The sequence below is a fragment of the Curtobacterium flaccumfaciens genome (assembly GCF_018598405.1).
Classification (GTDB): domain Bacteria; phylum Actinomycetota; class Actinomycetes; order Actinomycetales; family Microbacteriaceae; genus Curtobacterium; species Curtobacterium aurantiacum.
Genome location: NZ_JAHEWS010000004.1, coordinates 103001 through 122536, shown reverse-complemented (window position 1 = coordinate 122536; position 19536 = coordinate 103001). Strand labels below are relative to the sequence as shown.

The 19536-nt window shown below is 71.6% G+C and carries 20 protein-coding genes; 13 read left to right on the top strand and 7 right to left on the bottom strand.

What is annotated here, in order from left to right; genetic code table 11:
* Window positions 1-38: 38 nt before the first annotated feature.
* From KK097_RS04085 to KK097_RS04060, 6 genes are all read left to right on the top strand, one after another.
* Window positions 39-1061 carry a sugar phosphate isomerase/epimerase family protein gene (locus tag KK097_RS04085; RefSeq protein ID WP_214543792.1) on the top strand — a complete coding sequence of 341 codons (1023 nt, stop codon included), beginning with the start codon at window positions 39-41 and terminating at the stop codon, window positions 1059-1061.
* Window positions 1058-2011 (top strand): 3-hydroxyacyl-CoA dehydrogenase family protein, encoded by a 954-nt coding sequence (locus tag KK097_RS04080; protein WP_214543791.1) that lies wholly within the window; start codon window positions 1058-1060, stop codon window positions 2009-2011. Before KK097_RS04085 ends, KK097_RS04080 begins: the two co-directional genes overlap by 4 nt.
* 11 nt (window positions 2012-2022) lie before the next feature.
* On the top strand, window positions 2023-2808 hold the full coding sequence (locus KK097_RS04075; protein ID WP_214543790.1) for an SDR family NAD(P)-dependent oxidoreductase: 786 nt from the start codon (window positions 2023-2025) through the stop codon (window positions 2806-2808).
* A 120-nt stretch (window positions 2809-2928) separates the two neighbouring features.
* Window positions 2929-4320: an MFS transporter gene (locus tag KK097_RS04070; protein WP_214529225.1), complete on the top strand. Its 1392-nt coding sequence runs from the start codon at window positions 2929-2931 to the stop codon at window positions 4318-4320.
* A complete protein-coding gene (locus KK097_RS04065; protein WP_214543789.1) occupies window positions 4317-6023 on the top strand; it encodes a dihydroxyacetone kinase family protein in 1707 nt (568 codons plus the stop codon). The genes KK097_RS04070 and KK097_RS04065 overlap by 4 nt, the downstream gene beginning before the upstream one ends.
* Entirely contained in the window at window positions 6020-6796 is a 777-nt protein-coding gene (locus KK097_RS04060; protein WP_214543788.1) for a triose-phosphate isomerase family protein, read from the top strand. The genes KK097_RS04065 and KK097_RS04060 overlap by 4 nt, the downstream gene beginning before the upstream one ends.
* 9 nt (window positions 6797-6805) lie before the next feature.
* Here KK097_RS04060 and KK097_RS04055 read toward each other — a convergent pair whose 3' ends face one another.
* Together KK097_RS04055 and KK097_RS04050 are read right to left on the bottom strand one after the other, a co-directional pair.
* Complete coding sequence (locus KK097_RS04055; RefSeq protein ID WP_214543787.1) at window positions 6806-7477, bottom strand: response regulator; 672 nt, start codon at window positions 7475-7477, stop codon at window positions 6806-6808.
* Window positions 7474-8685 carry a sensor histidine kinase gene (locus KK097_RS04050; RefSeq protein WP_307858373.1) on the bottom strand — a complete coding sequence of 404 codons (1212 nt, stop codon included), beginning with the start codon at window positions 8683-8685 and terminating at the stop codon, window positions 7474-7476. Before KK097_RS04050 ends, KK097_RS04055 begins: the two co-directional genes overlap by 4 nt.
* Window positions 8686-9041: 356 nt before the next feature.
* Here KK097_RS04050 and KK097_RS04045 point away from each other — a divergent pair, with 356 nt between their 5' ends.
* On the top strand, window positions 9042-9923 hold the full coding sequence (locus KK097_RS04045; protein ID WP_071404423.1) for a manganese catalase: 882 nt from the start codon (window positions 9042-9044) through the stop codon (window positions 9921-9923).
* 82 nt (window positions 9924-10005) lie between these two features.
* Here KK097_RS04045 and KK097_RS04040 read toward each other — a convergent pair whose 3' ends face one another.
* The 4 genes from KK097_RS04040 to KK097_RS04025 all read right to left on the bottom strand — a co-directional run bounded on the left by KK097_RS04040 (window position 10006) and on the right by KK097_RS04025 (window position 13064).
* Window positions 10006-10332 carry a hypothetical protein gene (locus KK097_RS04040; protein WP_214529220.1) on the bottom strand — a complete coding sequence of 109 codons (327 nt, stop codon included), beginning with the start codon at window positions 10330-10332 and terminating at the stop codon, window positions 10006-10008.
* A gap of 11 nt (window positions 10333-10343) precedes the next feature.
* Window positions 10344-10787: an Hsp20/alpha crystallin family protein gene (locus KK097_RS04035; protein WP_214529219.1), complete on the bottom strand. Its 444-nt coding sequence runs from the start codon at window positions 10785-10787 to the stop codon at window positions 10344-10346.
* Window positions 10788-10896: 109 nt separating this feature from the next.
* Entirely contained in the window at window positions 10897-11550 is a 654-nt protein-coding gene (locus tag KK097_RS04030) for a helix-turn-helix domain-containing protein (protein ID WP_307858374.1), read from the bottom strand.
* Window positions 11547-13064, bottom strand: coding sequence for an APC family permease (locus KK097_RS04025; protein ID WP_214543786.1), 1518 nt, complete (start codon window positions 13062-13064; stop codon window positions 11547-11549). Before KK097_RS04025 ends, KK097_RS04030 begins: the two co-directional genes overlap by 4 nt.
* Window positions 13065-13256: 192 nt before the next feature.
* On the opposite strand from KK097_RS04025, the gene KK097_RS04020 reads away from it, so the two are divergent.
* Genes KK097_RS04020 through KK097_RS04010 form a run of 3 tightly spaced genes read left to right on the top strand, consistent with a single transcriptional unit; the run spans window position 13257 to window position 17395 of the window.
* Entirely contained in the window at window positions 13257-14750 is a 1494-nt protein-coding gene (locus KK097_RS04020) for an APC family permease (RefSeq protein ID WP_214543785.1), read from the top strand.
* 49 nt (window positions 14751-14799) lie between these two features.
* Window positions 14800-16833, top strand: coding sequence for a primary-amine oxidase (locus tag KK097_RS04015; RefSeq protein WP_214543784.1), 2034 nt, complete (start codon window positions 14800-14802; stop codon window positions 16831-16833).
* Between the two features lies 1 nt (window position 16834).
* Entirely contained in the window at window positions 16835-17395 is a 561-nt protein-coding gene (locus KK097_RS04010; RefSeq protein ID WP_214543783.1) for a hypothetical protein, read from the top strand.
* Window positions 17396-17451: 56 nt separating this feature from the next.
* Here the strand turns inward: KK097_RS04010 and KK097_RS04005 are convergent, their stop codons facing one another.
* Window positions 17452-18186 (bottom strand): alpha/beta fold hydrolase, encoded by a 735-nt coding sequence (locus KK097_RS04005; protein WP_214543782.1) that lies wholly within the window; start codon window positions 18184-18186, stop codon window positions 17452-17454.
* Between the two features lie 50 nt (window positions 18187-18236).
* Here KK097_RS04005 and KK097_RS04000 point away from each other — a divergent pair, with 50 nt between their 5' ends.
* From KK097_RS04000 to KK097_RS03990, 3 genes are all read left to right on the top strand, one after another.
* Window positions 18237-18698 (top strand): MarR family winged helix-turn-helix transcriptional regulator, encoded by a 462-nt coding sequence (locus KK097_RS04000; RefSeq protein ID WP_214543781.1) that lies wholly within the window; start codon window positions 18237-18239, stop codon window positions 18696-18698.
* 70 nt (window positions 18699-18768) lie between these two features.
* Window positions 18769-18951, top strand: a complete 183-nt coding sequence (locus KK097_RS03995) for a hypothetical protein (protein ID WP_214529218.1) — start codon at window positions 18769-18771, stop codon at window positions 18949-18951.
* Window positions 18952-18969: 18 nt separating this feature from the next.
* Window positions 18970-19506, top strand: a complete 537-nt coding sequence (locus tag KK097_RS03990) for a MarR family winged helix-turn-helix transcriptional regulator (RefSeq protein WP_214543780.1) — start codon at window positions 18970-18972, stop codon at window positions 19504-19506.
* Window positions 19507-19536: the final 30 nt, after the last annotated feature.

The window sequence follows — 19536 nt, the reverse complement described above, 5'->3', positions numbered from 1 at the left end:
TCATCGCTGAACCACCACGACATGCAAGGGAGCATTCCGTGACCACTCCACAGGACTGGGTCGACCAGGATTGGGACCCCACCACCTGGACGTCGAAGACCTGGCCGATCGCCGCCTGCCTGCACGGGTTCGCGCAGGTCACCCGCGACGGGACGGCCTTCCACGACGCCCCCGCCGAGGTGTGGGACGAGGTGTTCGCGCAGATCGAGGCCGTCGGCTTCTCGCTCGCCGAACTCGCTGACAGCCACATCCGCCCCGCAGACCTCGAAGCCTCGCGCCGCGACGAGCTGTTCGCCGTCGCGAAGTCGCACGGCATCGGGATCCCGTCCGTGCACCTGCAGCGCAAGAGCGTCATCCAGCCCGGGCACGAGGACGAGAACCTGGCCTACGCCCACCGCACCATCGACGCGGCGGCCGAGTGGGGCATGCAGGTCTTCTCGACGGGCCTGCACCAGCCGTTCACCGACGCGCAGAAGCGCGCGCTGTGGTTCTGGACGGCGCCGGGCCCGAAGGACCCCGACGACCCCGAGGTCTGGGCCGCCGCGGTCAAGCGACTGCGGGAGCTCGGCGAGCACGCTGCGAGCGTCGGGCTGCCGATGGCGCTCGAGCTGTACGAGGACACGTACCTCGGCACCGCCGACAGCGCGGTCCGCCTGGTCGAGGAGATCGGGCTCGACAACGTCGGGCTGAACGCCGACGTCGCGAACCTCATCCGCCTGCACCGTCCGGTCGAGGACTGGCGGGAGCTGTTCGCGAAGACCATGCCGCACACGAACTACCTGCACGTGAAGAACTACACGCGTGACGAGGCCGGCGACGGCAGCTGGGCGACGAGCGCGCCGAGCACCATGGAGACGGGCCTCATCAACTACCGCCAGGTCCTGCGCGACGCCGTCGCCGACGGGTTCCGCGGGATCGTCATGACCGAGCAGTACGGCGGGGACAGCCTCGGCGTCTGCGCCACCAACCAGCAGTACATCCGATCCGTCCTCGCGACGACGAAGCTCGACGCGACGGCGACCCCGACTGCAGCAACCAGCACCGAAGGAGCAATCCGATGAGCACCCTCGACATCGCCGTCGTCGGGTCCGGCTACATGGGCGGTGGGATCGCCCAGGTCCTCGCCCTCGCCGGCCACACCGTCCGGATCGCCGACGTCTCGGCCGAGATCGCCGAGCAGAACCTGGAGCGGCTGCTCACCGAGACCGCACAGTTCGTCGCTGACGGGCTGTTCCCCGAGGACGCCGTCGAACGAGTCCGCGCACACCTGAGCGCCGCAGAGTCGATCGAGGCCGCCGTCGCCGACGCGGACTTCATCGAGGAGGCCGTGCCGGAGAAGCTCGAGATCAAGCACGCCACGCTCCGCCGCATCAGCGAGGCCGCCCGCCCCGACGCCGTGATCGGCTCGAACACCTCGACGATCCTGATCGAGTCGCTGGCCGAGGCGGTCGTGGGCCCGGAGCGGTTCCTCGGCGTGCACTTCTCGAACCCGGCACCGTTCATCCCCGGCGTCGAGCTCATCCCGCACCCGACCACGAACGAGCACGCGATCGAGGTCGGCGAGACCGTCGTCGCCGCGACCGGCAAGCAGTCGGCGCGGGTGAAGGACTCGACGGGGTTCGTCCTGAACCGCCTGCAGTACGCGCTGTTCGAGGAGGCCACGAAGATCGCCGACGAGGGCATCGCGAGTCCCGACGACATCGACACCATCGTGCGCACCACGTTCGGGTTCCGCCTGCCGTTCTTCGGCCCGTTCGCGATCGCCGACATGGCCGGGCTCGACGTCTACGCGTTCTGCTTCGAGTCGCTGCAGACCCGCTGGCCCGAGCGCTTCGCCACCCCGCCGTCGCTGCAGCAGCACGTCGACGCCGGTGAGCTCGGCACGAAGTCCGGCGCCGGGTACCTCGAGGTGCCGGCCGACCGCACGCCCGAGCTCGTCGCCTACCGGAACAAGGCGTACGTCGCGATGCAGAAGCTCCTCGACGAGCTCGGCCCGGCACCGATCCACTGAGGCGGACCACGATGAGCGACCAGAACCAGTCAGCCGGCCAGCGCCAGGACCGCACCGTCGTCCTCACCGGGGCCGCCTCACCGCGGGGCATCGGCCGCGCGACCGCCCACCACCTGGCCGAGGCCGGGTGGGACATCGGGATCATCGACCTCGACCAGACCGCGAGCGAGCAGGTCGCCGCCGAGATCCGTGAACAGCACGGCGTGCGGGCCGTCGGTGTCGGGGCGAACGTCGCCGACGAATCCGCCGTCCGTGCGGCCTTCGACACGATCGAGGCCGAACTCCGCCCGATCACCGCACTGGTGAACCTGGCCGGGGTCTCGTCCGCGCACGCCTACCTCGACCTGCCCGAGGGGGAGTGGCACCGCGTGCTGTCGATCAACCTCGACGGCGTGCACTTCGCCAGCCTGCGGGCGGCGGAGTCGATGGTGCGGTCCGGCTACGGGCGCATCGTGAACCTGTCGTCGGTCTCCGCCCAGCGCGGCGGCGGCACCTTCAGCAAGACGCCGTACACGGTGGCGAAGGCCGGCGTGATCGGGCTGACCCGTGGCCTGGCGCGCGAGCTCGGTCCACGCGGCGTCACCGTCAACGCGATCGCGCCCGGTCCGATCGACACCGACATCATGGGCGGCACGCTGTCCGAGGAGCGGAAGGCCGAGATGGCCGCCGACGGCGTACTGCCGCGCATCGGCACCCCGCGGGACATCGCCGCGGCGATCGCGTACCTGATCAGCGAGGACGCCGGGTTCGTCACGGGCCAGACGCTCAACGTCGACGGCGGCCTGTACATGCACTAGGGCCAGCCGCCCACGGAACGCGCGCCGACCGCGCGACGCGATCCGTGCCTCCCGTCCGGACGACCGAACCGACCGCCGGACGCCAGAACGACCGCACCGTGCTCGCAAAGGAGCGAACCCGTGTCACTACCCCCTGCCCCCGCGCTCGGGTCGACCAACGACCCCGGCCTCAAGTCCGCCATCGGCAAGGCGACGAAGCACCTCATGCCGATGCTCGTCATCCTGTACTTCGTCGCGTTCCTCGACCGCACGAACGTCGGTTTCGCCGAAGAGGCCCTGAGCGTCGACCGCGGCATCTCCGACGCCGCCTTCGCCCTGGGTGCCGGCATCTTCTTCATCGGCTACGCGATCTTCGAGATCCCGTCGAACCTGCTGCTCAAGCGGTTCGGTGCGCGCTTCTGGCTCGCCCGCATCGCGGTGACGTGGGGCATCGTCGCCGCCCTGTTCGCCTTCACGACGAACGACACGATGTTCATCGTCCTGCGGTTCATCCTCGGCGTGACCGAGGCGGGGCTGTTCCCGGGCGTGATCATGTACCTGTCCGAGTGGTTCCCGAACAAGGTGCGCGTGCGCATGTTCGCGATCTTCTACCTGGCGCAGCCGTTCTCGCAGATGATCGGCGCCCCGCTGTCCGGTGGGCTGATCAGCATCGGCGATCAGGTCACGCCGTTCCACGGCTGGCAGGTCATGTTCGCTGGCGAGGGGTTGCTGGCGGTGTTCGCGGGCATCGCGGCCCTGGTGTTCCTGACGAACAGTCCGCAGCAGGCGAAGTGGCTCGAGCCGGGGGAGAAGGCGTCGCTCACCGCGGCCATGGAACGCGAGGACACGGCCCGCACCGAGGACGGCCCGAAGGGCATCTGGCGCGCGATGGCGAGCGGGCGCGTCTGGTACTTCACGATCATCTACTTCTGCCTGCAGGTCGCCGTGTACGGCACGACGTTCTACCTGCCGCAGCAGGTGTCCTCGCTGCTCGGGCAGGACGTCGGCTGGCAGGTCGGGCTCGTGACCGCGATCCCGTGGCTCGTCGGGCTCGTCGCCTGCTACCTGATCGGGTCGCGTGCGGACTCCGTCGGACGCCGTCGTCGCTGGGGCACCCTGTTCTACATCACGACCGGCCTGTCGATCCTCGGGTCGGCGTGGGCGGGTGCGAACGGGCAGCCCGTGCTCGGCATCCTGTTCATCACCCTGGCCGTCGCGAGCTTCCTGGCCGTCGGCCCGATCACCTGGGCCTACCCGACGGCGTTCCTGACCGGTGCCGCAGCCGCCGCGGGCATCGGCCTGATCAACTCGCTCGGCAACCTCGGCGGGTTCGTCGCCCCGATCATGCGCACCGCGATCAACGAGGTGGTGCCCACCGACAGCGGCGCGTTCGGCATCGTCTCGCTCGGCGTCCTGGCGTTCGTCGCCGCGGTGATGATCTTCTGCACCAAGTTCTTCCGCGGGGCCAAGGCCGACGAACTGCTCGACACCTCGCACGTCCGCACCACCGACCCGAAGGGCAGCACGCGATGACCAGACTGTTCAACGACCCGGCGGACTTCGCCGACGAGGCGACCGACGGCTTCGTCGCCGCGAACGAGCGGTGGGTGCGCGGGGTGCACGGCGGGGTCGCCCGTTCCACCACGAGCCCCGACGGCACGGTCGCGGTCGTGATCGGCGGCGGCTCGGGCCACTACCCCGCGTTCGGCGGGCTGGTCGGACACGGCCTGGCCGCGGGTGCCGCGATGGGCAACCTGTTCGCCAGCCCCAGCGCCCAGCAGGTCACCGGGGTCGCGAAGGCCGCGGAGCACGGTGGCGGGGTGCTGCTCAGCTACGGCAACTACGCCGGCGACGTCCTGAACTTCGACGCCGCGGCGCGCACGCTCGAGGCCGACGGCATCCCGGTCCGGACCGTCCGCGTCACCGACGACGTGACGAGCGCCCCGGCCGACGACCGCGCGAAGCGCCGCGGCATCGCGGGTGACCTCTGCGTCTTCAAGGTCGCCGGCGCCGCCGCCGAGCGCGGGGACGACCTCGACACGGTCGCCGCCGTCGCCGAACGGGCGAACGACCGGACGCGCAGCTTCGGCGTCGCGTTCTCCGGGTGCTCGCTGCCGGGTGCTGAGGAACCCCTGTTCACGGTGCCCGAGGGGCGGATGGCGGTCGGCATGGGCATCCACGGCGAGCGGGGCATCGACGAGACGGACGTGCCCACCGCGGACGGGCTGGCCGAGCTGCTGGTGTCCCGGCTGCTCGACGAACTGCCCGACGGCGTGGCACTCGAGGGCCAGCGGGTGGTCCCGATCCTGAACGGCCTGGGCTCGGTCAAGTACGAGGAGCTCTTCGTCGTCTACCGCTCGGTGCAGCGGCGCCTGGCGGACGCGGGGGTCGTCATCGTGGAGCCCGAGGTCGGCGAACTCGTCACGAGCTTCGACATGGCCGGGGTCTCCCTGACGCTGTTCTGGCTCGACGACGAACTCGAGGAACTCTGGGCAGCACCCGCGGACACCCCCGCCTACCGCAAGGGCGGTGCGGTCGCCGAACAGCGGGTCGACCCGTCCACCGTGGCGGCCGACGCCGAGGGCGTGGGCATCGGCCCGGCGACCGACGAATCCCGCGTGGTCGCCGAACAGGTCGCCGCCGGGTTCGCCGCGGTCCGAGCCGTCCTCGACGAGCACGCCGACGAACTCGGCCGCATCGACGCCGTGGCCGGCGACGGTGACCACGGCATCGGGATGCAGCGCGGATCGCACGCCGCCGACGTCGCAGCCGCCGACGCGGTCAGCCGCGGTGCCGGTGCCGGCACCGTCCTGCTGGTCGCCGCGGATGCCTGGTCCGACAAGGCCGGCGGCACGTCCGGTGCGATCTGGGGTGCCGCCCTGGAGGCACTGGGTCGCGTGGTCGGGGACGACTCGCGTCCGTCGGGTGCCACCGTCGCGCAGGGGGTCCGCGCGGCCACCGAGGCCGTGCTCGCGTTCGGCGCCACCGTCGGTGACAAGACGATGGTGGACGCCCTGGTGCCGTTCGACGAGGTGCTCCGCACCCGGCTCGACGCCGGGGCGGCGCTCGCCGAGGCCTGGGGCGACGCCGTCCGCGCCGCCCGACAGGCAGCGGACGCCACGGAGTCCCTCGTGCCGAAGATGGGCCGGGCACGGACCCACGCCGACCAGGCCGTCGGCACCGCGGATCCCGGCGCGCTGTCCTTCGCCCTCGTCGTGGAGACGATCGCCCCGTGATCACCGTCGGGGTGTCGCTGAAGACGTACTTCTCGCACGCCCGGACGCTGTCGTGGGCGGCCGAGGTCGCCGACATCGCCCGGCGACACCCCGCGGTGCGCTCGGGTGCGGCGTCGCTGTTCGTGGCGCCGACGTTCCCGGCCCTCGTCCCGGTGCGTGACCTGCTCGCCGGCACCGGTGTGCAGCTCGCCGCGCAGGACCTGTCGTGGGCCGACGCGGGCGCGTTCACCGGCGAGGTCTCCGGCGCCGAACTGCGGGAGATCGGTGTCGACCTGGTCGAGATCGGGCACGCCGAACGGCGTTCCCTGTTCCACGAGGACGACGCGACGATCGCGGGGAAGGTGCACGCGGCCTTCCGCAACCACCTGCGTCCGCTGGTCTGCGTCGGGGAGCCGGACCGGGCCTCCGATCCGACCGAGGCCGTGGCGGCGGTGACCGCGCAGCTCGACCGGGCCGTCTCGACCGCCGTCGCGGACGGTCTCGCCGGACCCCTGACCGTCGCCTACGAACCGGTGTGGGCGATCGGTGCCCCGGCACCCGCACCGGACGACCACATCGTGGCGGTGCTCGCCGGCATCGAGCAGCACCTCGCCACCCGGCCCGAGCTGCACGGCAGCACCGTGCTCTACGGGGGCAGTGCCGGGCCCGGCCTGCTCACCCGGGGGCAGGGGCGGATCGGCGGGCTGTTCCTCGGACGGTTCGCCCACGACCCCGCCGCGATCGCCACGATCCTCGACGAGGTCGCGGCGCTCGATGCCCGGGGACTGCAATAGGCATACCTTTCAAGCGTCGCGGGTGCCCGCCAGCCCGTGGTCGTGTGCGTAGACGACGAGCTGCACCCGGTCGCGCAGCGAGAGCTTGCCGAGGATGCTCGAGATCTGGGTCTTCACCGTCGACTCGGTGACGTACTCCTTCGTGGCGATCTCGGCGTTCGACAGCCCGCGGGACGCCCACCCGAACACGACCCGCTCCCGCTCGGTCAGGCTCGCGAACTCGGGCGGCTGCGGGGCCGGGGCCCGTGCCACGTCGGTGCCGAACAGCTGCGCGAGGTCGTTCGGTGCGATCACCGAGCTGCCCTCGTGCACGGCCCGCACCGCGGCGAACAGGAACGGCGGCGTCGTGTCCTTGAGCAGGAAGCCGCTGGCGCCGAGCCGGATCGCGGTCGCCGCCGCCGGGTCGAGCCCGAAGGTGGTGAGCACGACGACGCGGGGGAGCGGGCCCGCGACGGCACCGGAGTAGAGCTGCCGGACGGTCTCGACGCCGTCCATGCCGGCCATCCGCATGTCGAGCAGCACCACGTCGGGGCGCACCTGGGGGATGAGTGCGAGCGCTTCGGCTCCGTCGGAGGCCTCACCGACCACGCGCATGTCGTCCTGGGCGTCGAGCACCACCCGGAGCCCGGCGCGGAACAGCGCCTGGTCGTCGGTGAGCAGGATCCTGATCGGTTCGGTCATCGGACGGGTCCCCCTTGGACGTCGAACGGGATGCGGGCGCGTGCGGTGAACACGTCGTCGAGGACGGCGGCGTCGAACGACCCACCGAGGGCGCCGAGGCGCGAGTCCATGCCGTCGATCCCACGGCCCGAGCCCGCGGTGGTGCCGTCCCCGACGACGTTCTCGACCTCGAGCACCAGGTCGGCGCTCCGCCAGGTCTCCCGCACGACCACCGGGTTGCCGGGGGCGCCGTGGCGCAGGGCGTTCGTCAGCATCTCCTGCAGCACGCGGCGGGCGGCGGTGCCGGCGTCCGGGCGCAGGCCCAGCGGGACCCCGCGGACCGTGCGGTCGACCTCGACCCCGGCGTCGCGGATGCCCTGCACGATCTCCTCGAGCGAGCCGGGCCCGGTCGCCTCGGACGAGCCGTCGATGTGGCCGAGGACCTGGCGGACCTCGACCAGGGAGCTCCGGGCGGTGCTCGCGATGGTGGCGCTGACCGCTCGGATGCGGGCCTCGTCGTCGAGGAAGGGCACCGAGTCGGCCTGCGCGATGATCACCGCGAGCGAGTGGCCGACGACGTCGTGCACGTCGCGGGCGATGTCGGCGCGGATGCGTTCGGACTCGGCGACGTCGATGGCGCGGGTGGCGGTGGCCTCGGCCTCGGTGGCGACGGCTTCGGCGCGGGAAGCGGCGGCTTCGGCGTCGGCTCGGCGCTCCGACTCGCGGTCGCGGGAGCGGAAGGCCCGGACGGCGACCCCGCCGGCCCAGACGCCGAGCAGCGCGGTCACCGGGGCGGCCATCGCCAGGAAGGCCTGGTCGCGCGGGCCGTTGATGAGCACCAGGAACCGGAAGCCGGTCGACGCCAGGTAGACGGTCGCTCCCGCACCGGCGACGACCGCGAGTACGCCGGAGACGACGACCTCGGTGCGGGTACCCACGACCGCGGCGGTGCCGATCACGACGAACAGTGCGAGGTCGACCAGCGAGGGGCGCTCGCCGCCGCCGACCTGGACGACCCCGAGGACGACCACCATCACCATCGCGGCGGACGGGGAGACGCGGCGCAGGGCGATCGCGACGGACGCCGACAGGACGGCGGCGAGGCTCGCGTGCTCGAGCTCGAGGTCGATGGGCAGCAGGAAGACGAACGCCGCCAGGACCGCCCAGGTGACGTCGATGACGATCGACCGGGTGGCGAGCGGCCGGAGGAACCTGCCCCGTTCGGTCACGAGAGCGATCCTCCCATGCCGCACCGCCGTCACGCGGGCGGCGTCATGGCCATGAGTGCGACGACGGTGGCGACCACGATCGCCGCGCAGAGCAGCAGCGTGGCGATCGTGTGCTTGGTGGAGGTCTGCATGCTCCCAGCCTGGGCAACCGTCCGGCCGACGGCATCGGGCGGTCGAACGAAGGGCCTCGTCCTGCCGGGTGAAGCCTGCCGGGTGAAGCCTGCTGCGGACCCGGTGCCGCGGAACCAGCGCATCCGGGACACCCTCTGCGTGATCCGGCCACCTTGGACGGCCGCTCAGTGCCCCCGGCGAACCATCGGCCGTGCAATCGCTCGATCGACACGAAGGAGCACGATTTGTACTTCCACAAGCAGGAACTCCAGTTCAAGGCAACGCCCGACAAGCCCGACGCGATCTACGCCCGCAAGCTGCAGGAGGTGCTCGGTGGCCAGTACGGAGAGATCTCCGTCGCGCTGCAGTACCAGTTCCAGGCGTGGAACATGCACATCCCCGGCAAGTACCGCGACATGGTGTTCGGCATCGGCGCCGAGGAGATGGGCCACGTCGAGATGCTCGCGACGATGATCGCCCAGCTGCTCGAGAAGTCGCCCCTCGGCATCACCGAGGACGCGCTCCAGGACGACCCCACGGTCGCCGCGATCGTCGGCGGCACCGACGTCCAGCACGCGATCGTCGCCGGTGCGGGTGCCCGTCCGGTGGACAGCAACGGCAACCCCTGGCAGGGCTCGTACATCACCGCCAGCGGCAACCTGCTCGCCGACTTCACGGCGAACGAGAACGCCGAGATGCAGGGTCGTGTGCAGGCCGCTCGGCTCTACCACATGACCGACGACCACGGCGTGCGGGACCTGCTGTCCTTCCTCATCGCCCGCGACACCATGCACCAGAACATGTGGGCGACCGCGGCCGCCGAGCTGCGCGAGAAGGGCGTCGAGGGCTTCCCGGTGCCGAGCAACTTCCCGCAGTCGAAGGAGAACCAGGAGGTCAACTACCAGTACCTCAACTTCTCCGACGGTGCCGAGGCGAAGAACGGCCCCTGGGCGAGCGGCCCGTCGTTCGACGGCAAGGGCGAGTACTCGTACCACGACGGCCCGACGACCTCGGTCCCGATGCCCCCGCCCACGCACCCCGACGTCCGGCTCTACGGCACCACCGAGCTCCCGAACGTCGTCGAGAAGACGGCCGGCCTGGTGCAGGACAAGCTGAACAAGGAGTAGTCCCGACGGTCGCCCACGCGACCGACGGAACGACGGGAGGCCCGGCGCACGACGTGCACCGGGCCTCCCGTCCGTCAGGTGGTCACCGCACCGGCGGGGCGGACCCGCCCACGGTCATCAGCGCCCCCGTCTCGGGTTCTTCGTCACGTGGTGCCTCGAAGATGCCCGAGTAGGCGCGGGCGGCGCTCCACCCGGCGATCAGCAGGGCCGTGCCGAGGACCGCGGCGACCCAGGGGGCCAGGAACGACTGCTCGACGAGCCGGGGCGCGGCGACCCAGGCCAGGAAGGTGCCGGTCAGGCTGCCGGTGGCTCCGAGGAGCACGGCGGTGCGCCGGTCCAGGCTCGTCAGCGCGAGCGCCGCGGTGACGACGAGGACGGCGACCACCGCGTTCAGCAGGACGGACGTCATCGCTCAGCTCCTCACTCGGCGGTGGTGCCGGAACCGACCGCGAGCTGCTCGGACCCGCCGCCGACGGAGACGGCGATCTTGCGGGGCTTCGCGGACTCCTTGACCGGGATCGTGATGCTCAGCACGCCGTTGTCGTACCCGGCGGTGATGCGCTCGGCGTCCAGGCCGTCGCCGAGCGTGAGCTGCCGGACGAACGTGCCGGGCTGGCGCTCACGCGTGATCCACTGCGAGCCCTCCGGCGCACCGAGGGTGCGCTCGGCGCGGATCGTCAGGACGGAGCCGTCCACGTCGATGTCGACGGAGCCCGGGTCGATGCCGGGCAGGTCGACGTCGAGGACGTAGTGGTCCCCGGTGCGGTACAGGTCCATCGGCATCGAGCGCGGGCCGGCGGCGGTGCCGAGGAGCGAACCCGCGAGTCGGTCGAGCTCGCGGAACGGGTCGAAGTTCATCGTCATCGAAATCAACTCCTTCGTGGTTCTCGTTGAGTCCCCTCGACTCAACTGCCACCGTTTTAGCACTCGACCCTTGTGAGTGCCAAAAGAACGCTCAGAGGACGCCGAGAACTCAGCCGAGCAGGGGCTCGAGCCGTACGACTGCCATCCGCAGGTGCACCAGGGCCTTGCCGGGGGACTCCACCCGGGCCGCGGGCGCGGACAGCGTCAACCCCGCCACGAGCTCGCCGCGCTCGCCGCGGACGGGCAGTGCCAGGCACCCGAAGCCCCGCACGAAGGCACCGACCTGCGACGCCGAGGCACCGCCGGCGGCGTGCAGCCGCCCCATCGCACTCGACCCGGGTGCCGATCGCAGGGCGGTCGCGTCGAGGAGCGGGAAGTCCGGGTCGACGTTGACGTCGCAGATCCCGTCGGCGTCGTACCGGGCCAGGTGCACCCCGGCACGGACCGCCGATCGCACGTCGGACAGCACGGACCGGACGGCGCGGGGGAGTGGTGGGACTAACGGGGCCGCGGCCGGGGCGACGCCGGCGAGCTCCGAGACCTTGTGCCCCAGCGCGAAGCCGCGCAGGTCCGGCAGGCGCACCAGATACTCGTCCTCCACGAGCAGCGTGATGAGCCGGTAGGTGGTGGCCCGCGGCATCCCGAGCGCATCCGAGATCTGCTGGGCGGTGACGCCCGGCCCGGCGTGCGCGACCGCCTCGAGCACCGCGAGGGCGTTCTGGATCGCCTTCGGCTGCCGCGCGCGGAGACCGGGTTCGCTCACCGCACCCCCGTCCCGTGGCCGGGTCCGGCGGACGACCGGGAGGCGCCCAGCAGGTCCGCCTCGACCGGCACGTCGTACACTGCCCGGCTCCGACCCCGTCGCCAGGGTCGCCGACGGGTCGCCACCAGGAACGCGACCACCACCGCGGTGACCGCCCCGACGGCGAGGACGACGGCCGGCCACCGGGGCGATGCGGCCTCGACCCCGGCGTAGGTGAGCAGCACGGCGGTGAGCAGGACACCGGTCGTCACCGCGGTGGTCGCCACCCCGGTCGTCAGCTCGCCGATGCGTCGCAGGAACACCGGAGCTGCGAAGCACGTCATCGCGTACGCCGTCAGGTACCCGAGTGCCGCGACGACCAGTTCGGCCTCCATCAGGGACCAGGTCGGGATGCCGGTGAGGAGCCCGAGGACCGGCAGTGCGGTCAGCACCGAGCACGCCAGCACGCCCGCGACGAAGGGTGCCCGGAAGCGTGGTGACGCCCGCCCGAGCGCGGCCGGCAGCACCCCTTCACGGCCCATCGCGAACAGCACCCGGACGAGCGCCGTCGTCGAGGCGATCGCGCACGCGGCGAACGAGGCGGCGATCCCGAGGTCGAGCGCCCACCCGACCCACTGCATGCCGAACGCCGTGGCGAGCTCGTTGACCGGCGACGCGCTCGTGGCGAGGTCGGCGCCGATCGCGGCGAACCCTGTCTGCTGGGCGGCAGCGCTCACGACGTAGAGCACGCCCGCGACCAGGACGGTCCACGAGATCGCGCGGGGGATCGCCTGGAACGGGCGGCGGGCCTCCACGCCGAGCACCGACGCGCTCTCGAACCCGACGAAGGCGGTGACCGCGAGCGCCGTGCCCACCGCGAAGGGCGCCGGTGCGGTCGGGCCGAGTGCGAGGGCGGACGTGTCGACGGGCTGCAGCCGTGCGACCAGGGCGACGATCAGCACGACGATGACGGCGACGGACAGGGTCTCGACGAGCAGGGTGAGGCGCGTCGACAACCGGACCCCGAGGGCGATGACGGCGAACACCGTGGCGCCCATGGCGGTGATCACCACGACCGTGACCAGGGAGCCGGTGCCGGCAGTCGGGACGAACCGGGACAGCAGGTAGTCGAGGTAGTAGCCGCTGCCGGTGAGCGAGAACATCGCGATGAACCCATAGCCGAGCAGCAGTGCGGCGCCCGCGACCACACCGGCTGCCGGCCCCAGGCCGAGCGAGACGTAGGTGTAGAGCGAGCCGGTGCCCGCCACGCGTCGGACGAACTGGTTCACGGTGCGTCCGACCAGGAACGACAGCGCCATCGCGGCGAGCAGGGACCACGTCGCGCCCTGCCCGGCGACGGTCGCGACGAGCACCGGGATCGTGGTGGCCGCCGCCGACGGTGCGACCGCGGACACCGACTGCGCCAGCACGTCGACCGGGCCGATGCTCCGCCGGGACAGCCCGTCGACGGGTGAGCGCGTACCGATGCCCGGCACCCGGGGTGGGTCGGCGATGGCACGGTCGAGCGCGGTCATGCGGCAACGGTACGGGGGCTGCGTTGCCCCGGTGTCTCGGTCGTGTTTCGCGGTGGTCTCGGGCAAATGAGACGCCTCGTCCGGGCCGTCCCATTCGGGTGCGTGCGGGTTTCACACCCGTGGAACGGGGGCGCAACGGCAGCGCGGGACCGTGGTCCCACCCGACCCAGTCACCCGAACCGGAAGGCCACGATGTCCAGCATCACGAAGGACCCCGCGTCACTCGGAGCCGTACCCGCACCGCAGCGGACCATGCGCGGCTCGCTCGGCGTCACCGCGATCGTGTTCATGGTCGTCGCGGCCGCCGCCCCGCTCACCGTCGTCGGCGGTGCCGCCCCGCTGGGCATGCTGCTCGGCAACGGCGTCGGGTTCCCGTCGCTCTACGCCGCGTCCGCCGTGATCCTGCTGCTGTTCTCGGTGGGGCTGGCGGCGATGACCCGGCACCTGCCGCGACCCGGCGCCTTCTTCACGTTCGTGGGCCACGGGCTCGGTCGTCCGGCCGGTGCGGGGGCGGCCACGCTGGCGCTGCTGACCTACACGACGATCCAGGTCAGCGTGCACGGCTACATCGGGTACCTGCTCGGGGTGACCGTCACGGGCCTCGGTGGGCCTGACATCCCCTGGTACGTGTGGTCCCTGGTCGTCGTGGCGCTCGTCGGGGTGCTCGGCTACCGGCACATCGACCTGTCGAGCAAGGTCCTCGGCGTCCTGCTCGTCGGCGAGGTCGGGATCGTGCTCGTCCTGGTCGCCGGGATCGTGTTCCGCGGCGGTGCCGATGGGCTCTCGCTCGCGCCGTTCGAACCGACCCACGTCATGTCCGGCTCACCCGGCGTCGGCCTCATGTTCGCCATCGCGGCGTTCATCGGGTTCGAGGCGACCGCGATCTTCCGCGACGAGGCGAAGGACCCGGAGCGCACGATCCCACGGGCCACCTACACCGCCGTCATCGGCATCGGGGTGTTCTACACGCTGGCGTCGTGGGGACTCGTGATGGCCTGGGGTCCGGACGGCGTGCTCGCCGAGGCCGCGAAGGACCCGGGCGCGCTCATCCTCACCACGGCGGCGCGGTACATCGGCACCGCGGGCGAGGCCGTCATGAACGTGCTGCTGCTCACGAGCATGTTCGCCTGCGTCCTGTCCTTCCACAACGTCATCACCCGGTACCAGCACTCGATGGCGAACGCCTCGCTCCTGCCCGGTCGTCTCGGCACCGTGCACCGCAAGCACGAGTCGCCGCACACCTCGAGCGTCGTGCAGACCGTCACCGCCGCCGTGCTCATGGTCCTGTTCGCCGTCCTCGGCCTCGACCCGGTCCTGCAGGTCTTCAGCTGGTTCGCCGGCGTCGCCACCCTGGGCGTGGCGCTCCTGATGGCCGCGACGAGCCTCGCCGTCATCGTCTACTTCCACCGGAACCGTGCCGACCGCCGCATCTGGAACACCGTCATCGCCCCGGTCCTGGGGTTCGTCGGGCTCGTCGCCTCGGCCGTCCTGATCTGGGCGAACTTCCCGACGCTCGTCGGTGACGTCGACGGTTCCGGAGCGAGCGTCTTCGGTGTCGTCAGCACCGTGCTCACCGGCCTCGTCGTGGTCGTGCCCGCCGTCGGCGTGCTGCAGGCCGTGGTGCTGCGCCGGCGCGACCGCCGCCGCTACGACCAGATGCTCGACCGTCTCGCCAGCGACGGCTGACCGACCCACCCGACCCGCGCCTCCAGACCGAACCGAAGGAACCACCAGCATGACGCTCACCGATCCCGTCACCGCCACCACCCACCCGCTCGCGAACCTGAGCCCTGACGAGTTCACCGCCGTCCGCGACGTCGTCACGGCGCAGCCGGACTGGACCGACACCACGCGCTTCGTCTACGTCGGCCTCGACGAGCCGCACAAGCAGCAGGTCCTGGCCTGGCAGGCCGGCGACGGTCCCCTGCCGGACCGCCGTGCCCGCGTGATGCTCCTCGACATGGCGACCGGACGCTCCACCGACGGCGTCGTCTCGATCACCGACCGGATCGTCCTGTCCACCGACGTGCTCGACGGGTCCCGTGGACAGCTGCCCGTCCTCATCGAGGAGTTCGACGCCGTCGGCGAGATCGCGAACGCGGACGAGCGCTGGGTCGCCGCACTGGCGAAGCGCGGCCTGACGCCGGACGAGGTGAAGTGCGTTCCGCTGTCGGCCGGGTACTACGACTACCCGGAGGAGGAAGGGCGCCGGATCCTCCGCGTGCTCGCCTTCCGCCAGGACCACCCCGCCGACCACGTCTGGGCGCACCCCGTGGACGGCCTGTCCGTGTACGTCGATGCCGCCAACCGCGCGGTGACCCGCATCGTGGACGTCGCGGAGATGCCCGTGCCCGCCACGTCCGGCAACTTCGACGACCCCGCGGTGCAGGGCGAACCGCTCGACCTCAAGCCGATCGTCATCACGCAGCCCGAGGGGCCGTCGTTCTCGGTCGACGGCGAGTTCGTCGAGTGGGCGAACTGGCGGTTCCAGGTCGGGTTCGACGCCCGTGAGGGGCTCGTGCTCCGGCAGCTGTCGTGGCAGGACGGTGCGCGGCTGCGGCCGATCGTCTACCGGGCCTCGATCGACGAGATGCTCGTGCCCTACGGCGACCCGTCGCCGGTGCGGTTCTGGCAGAACTACTTCGACACCGGCGAGTACCTGTTCGGACGCTTCACCAACTCGCTCGAGCTCGGTTGCGACTGCGTCGGCGAGATCAAGTACTTCGACGCCGTCCTGGCCGACGAGCTCGGCAACCCGCAGACCATCCGGAACGGCATCTGCATGCACGAGGAGGACTTCGGCACGCTCTGGAAGCACGGGGACATCTACACCGGGTCACAGGAGGTCCGGCGCTCCCGTCGGTTGGTGATCTCGTTCTTCACCACGGTCGGCAACTACGACTACGGGTTCTACTGGTACCTGTACCTCGACGGCACGATCGAGTGCGAGGCGAAGCTCACCGGCGTCCTCTTCACCTCGTCGTACCCGGGTCGGACGGAGTCCGGTGCGGACTACCCGTACGCTTCCGAGGTCGCGCCCGGTCTCGGCGCCCCGTACCACCAGCACCTGTTCTCGGCGCGGCTGGACATGATGGTCGACGGGCTGTCGAACGCGGTGGACGAGGTCGATGCCGTCCGGGTCCCGGTCGGCCCGGGCAACGAGCACGGCAACGCGTTCACGAAGTCGGTCACCCGGCTGTCGTCGGAGTCGACCTCCGGCCGTCTCGCCGACGCGTCGAAGGCCCGGACGTGGTTCATCTCGAACACCGAGGAGCGCAACCACCTCGACCGCCCGACCGGGTACGTGCTGTACCCGCAGGACGCTCCGGTGCTGCTCGCGGACGACTCGTCGTCGGTGGCCGCACGCGCCGAGTTCGCGCGGAAGCACCTGTACGTGACGCAGTACGACCCGGCCGAGCGCTTCGCCGCCGGTGACTTCGTGCACCAGAACCCCGGCGGGGACGGCGTCGCCCGGTACGTGCAGGGTGACCGTCCGCTCGACGGCGAGGACATCGTGCTGTGGCACACCTTCGGCCCCACGCACTTCCCCCGGCCCGAGGACTGGCCCGTCATGCCCGTCGACTACGCCAAGTTCACGCTCAAGCCGTACGGGTTCTTCCCGCGGAACCCGGCCCTGAACGTGCCGGCGTCGATCGGGGCGTCCGCCGGGTCGCACTGCTCGCACCACGTCTCCGGCGCCGTCGAGGCCGCGCACAACGCAGCCGAGCACCAGCACGACCACGGGCACGACCACGGGCACGGACACTGACGTGACCGACCTGCTCGGGCTCGCGGCCATCGTGCCGGCGTCGGCCGGGGCCTGCTGCACGGTCGGGGCGTGGCGCCCCGGCCGTGCGGTCGACGTGGTCGCCGCGGTCGCGATGGTGGCGGCGATGGTGGACGGGGCGTTCGGGCCCCGGCTCCTGCCGGGTGTCCTGTGGTTCCTGGTGCTGGCGCTTCTCGCCGTGGTGGTCGCCGGGGTGCACCGGTTGCAGTCCACGTCCACCTGGAGGCGCGGGTCGGCTCAGCCGCCGGGCGCGGCCTCGGCGCACGGCCGGTACGGGCGGCTGCACGCGGCCCTGGGCCTGCTGGTGATGGGTGCGACGGGGGTCGGCATGGCGCACGACGCCGGGGCCGCGGGGATGCACCAGCACCTCGGGGTGGTCGCGGTGACGTGGCAGGTGGTGCTCGGCGGGTTGACCCTCGGGTACCTGGTGCTCACCGTCCACATGCTCCGTGACGGCGTCCGGCGACGATCACGTGCGCTGCCGCTGGTCGAGACCCTGGCGATGGGTGTCGCGGTCGCGGTGATGTCCGCGGCGATGGTCTGAGGCGCGAGCCGCGAGCCGCGAGCCGCGAGCCGCGTGCCGGTGGCGGTCCGTCCTGCTCAGCGCTCCAGGAACGGGTCGATGACCGCCCACGTCGCGTCGGGGGCCTCGAGGTGGGGCAGGTGCCCGGCCGCCGGGACCTCGGCGAACACCGCGCCCGGCACGGCCGCCGCCACCGCGCGACCGTACGCCGGGGTCACGACCCGGTCGCTCGCGCCGAACACCACGAGCGCCGGCACCCGTACGGCCCCGAGTCGACCGAGCAGGGTCGGGTCACTCATCGACCGGCCGGCGACGACCGCCATGGTCTGCCCGTTCGAGCGCTGCACCGCGCGCTGTTCCTCGGTGACGGACGCCGGGTCCTGGTACCCCCGCGCGGGATCGTGCCAGGCGACCTCGGCCAGCCCGCGGGCATCGAGGGCGAAGAAGTCGGCGATCGGTTCACCCTCGACCACGGCCCCCACGCCGTCGATGTCGACGACGGCACCGACGACCCCGGCGAACCGGTCGTCGGCAGCTGCCTGCACGGCCATCTCGAGGGCGATCCAACCGCCGATGGAGGAACCCACGAGCACGACGTCCTGCTCCCCGGCGGCGAGGAGCTGCTCGAGGTACACGGTCGCCAGGGCCGGGACGGAGTCGATGCCGTCCGGGCGCGGGGTTCCGTCCCACCCGGGGTGCGTGGGGGCGACGACGTGGAAGGCGGGTGCGAGGTGCGCGACGAGCGGTGCGACGGTCCGGGGGCCACCGCCGCCGTGCAGGACGAGCGCGGTGCGGGTGCGGGGGTCGGTCATGGGTTCTCCGTATCAACATGCTTATGTACGAGTATTGATACCGTAGCACCATGCCGACCGACCTCGAAGCCCTGGGCCACGCCGTCAAGCGGGCGCAGTACCGCAACCACCGCACGATGGACGCCGCCCTGCGCCACCTCGGCGTGACGCTCGTGCAGTGGGATGCCCTGCGCGCGATCGACCGGATGCCCCGCGCCTCGGGGCACGACCTCGCCGTCGCGACGTTCCAGAGCGACCAGGCCTTCGGCACCCTCGCGAACCGGATGCTCGACCGTGGGCTCATCACCCGGACCGCCGGGCGGGGTCGTCGGATCGAGCACACCGTCACCGAGGAGGGCCGGCGGGTGCTCGACGAGGGGCACCGCATCGCCGAGGGGGTGCTCGACTCCCTGTTCGCACCGCTCGACGAGCCGCGACGGGCGGCGCTCCTGCAGCTCCTCACGACCCTGGCGGACGACGCCCAACCGTTCGGCGCGCAAAACGTACACAGTGCAAATGGTTCGTTGAACTGACCGTTCACTTTGTGAAAGAGTTCAGCCGTCCGCAGGGGACACACGGCAAGCGAGAAGGGCGGGACACGACATGCACAGCACGTACTCCGGGATGCCTCGGACGGCACGGATCGGTGGCAGCCACACGCGCGTCGGTCTCACCGACCCGGCGATCATCGACGCGTACGTCGCGCGTCGCATCCAGGACCCGTCGCTGCTCGCCGGTCGTCCCGAACCGTCCTACGCGGACTTCTTCACCACCCCTGCCGCATAGCAAGGAGCGCATGACCCCATGCCGTTGACCGTCGTCCGTCGAGAGCACGTCCACCTCTACGCCCGCGAACCCGAGTCCCGGGCCGCGAAGACCGCCGTCGAGGCGCTGCTCCGCCTGCAGCACGCCGAGGACCAGCAGATCGAGTCCGCACGCATCGAGAGCGGCCTGTCGAAGAACGAGTTCCTCGCGGTCCGGTACATGCTCCAGGCGCACCGGGACGGCCGGACGATGGGGCCGAAGGACCTCGCCGTCATGCTCGCCGTCTCGAACGCCTCGGTCACCAAGATCGTCGACGGGCTCGTGCAGAAGGGGCTGCTGTCGCGCGCGGCGCACCCAACCGACCGTCGTGCGCAGGTGCTCGCCCCGACCGACCAGGCCGCCGAGAAGATCGACGCCTCGTACGCGCGCTTCCACGCGGCCGTCGTCGAGGTGCTCGAGCAACTGCCCGACGCGGACAACGCGATCCTGGCGGACTCGCTCACGAAGATCGTCGACGCGCTCGCCGCGGGCTCGCCCGCGCCGGTCGACGAGTACACGGTCGACGACGAGGACTGACGCGAGCGCACCCGGCTGACGCGACCCGGT

Coding starts and splice junctions, on each gene's coding strand:
- KK097_RS04075 (WP_214543790.1), top strand. CDS start 2,023: ATGAGCGACCAGAACCAGTCAGCCGGCCAGCGCCAGGACCGCACCGTC.
- KK097_RS04065 (WP_214543789.1), top strand. CDS start 4,317: ATGACCAGACTGTTCAACGACCCGGCGGACTTCGCCGACGAGGCGACC.
- KK097_RS04080 (WP_214543791.1), top strand. CDS start 1,058: ATGAGCACCCTCGACATCGCCGTCGTCGGGTCCGGCTACATGGGCGGT.
- KK097_RS04020 (WP_214543785.1), top strand. CDS start 13,257: ATGTCCAGCATCACGAAGGACCCCGCGTCACTCGGAGCCGTACCCGCA.
- KK097_RS04015 (WP_214543784.1), top strand. CDS start 14,800: ATGACGCTCACCGATCCCGTCACCGCCACCACCCACCCGCTCGCGAAC.
- KK097_RS04025 (WP_214543786.1), bottom strand. CDS start 13,064: ATGACCGCGCTCGACCGTGCCATCGCCGACCCACCCCGGGTGCCGGGC.
- KK097_RS04040 (WP_214529220.1), bottom strand. CDS start 10,332: ATGACGTCCGTCCTGCTGAACGCGGTGGTCGCCGTCCTCGTCGTCACC.
- KK097_RS03995 (WP_214529218.1), top strand. CDS start 18,769: ATGCACAGCACGTACTCCGGGATGCCTCGGACGGCACGGATCGGTGGC.
- KK097_RS04000 (WP_214543781.1), top strand. CDS start 18,237: ATGCCGACCGACCTCGAAGCCCTGGGCCACGCCGTCAAGCGGGCGCAG.
- KK097_RS04035 (WP_214529219.1), bottom strand. CDS start 10,787: ATGACGATGAACTTCGACCCGTTCCGCGAGCTCGACCGACTCGCGGGT.
- KK097_RS04055 (WP_214543787.1), bottom strand. CDS start 7,477: ATGACCGAACCGATCAGGATCCTGCTCACCGACGACCAGGCGCTGTTC.
- KK097_RS03990 (WP_214543780.1), top strand. CDS start 18,970: ATGCCGTTGACCGTCGTCCGTCGAGAGCACGTCCACCTCTACGCCCGC.
- KK097_RS04005 (WP_214543782.1), bottom strand. CDS start 18,186: ATGACCGACCCCCGCACCCGCACCGCGCTCGTCCTGCACGGCGGCGGT.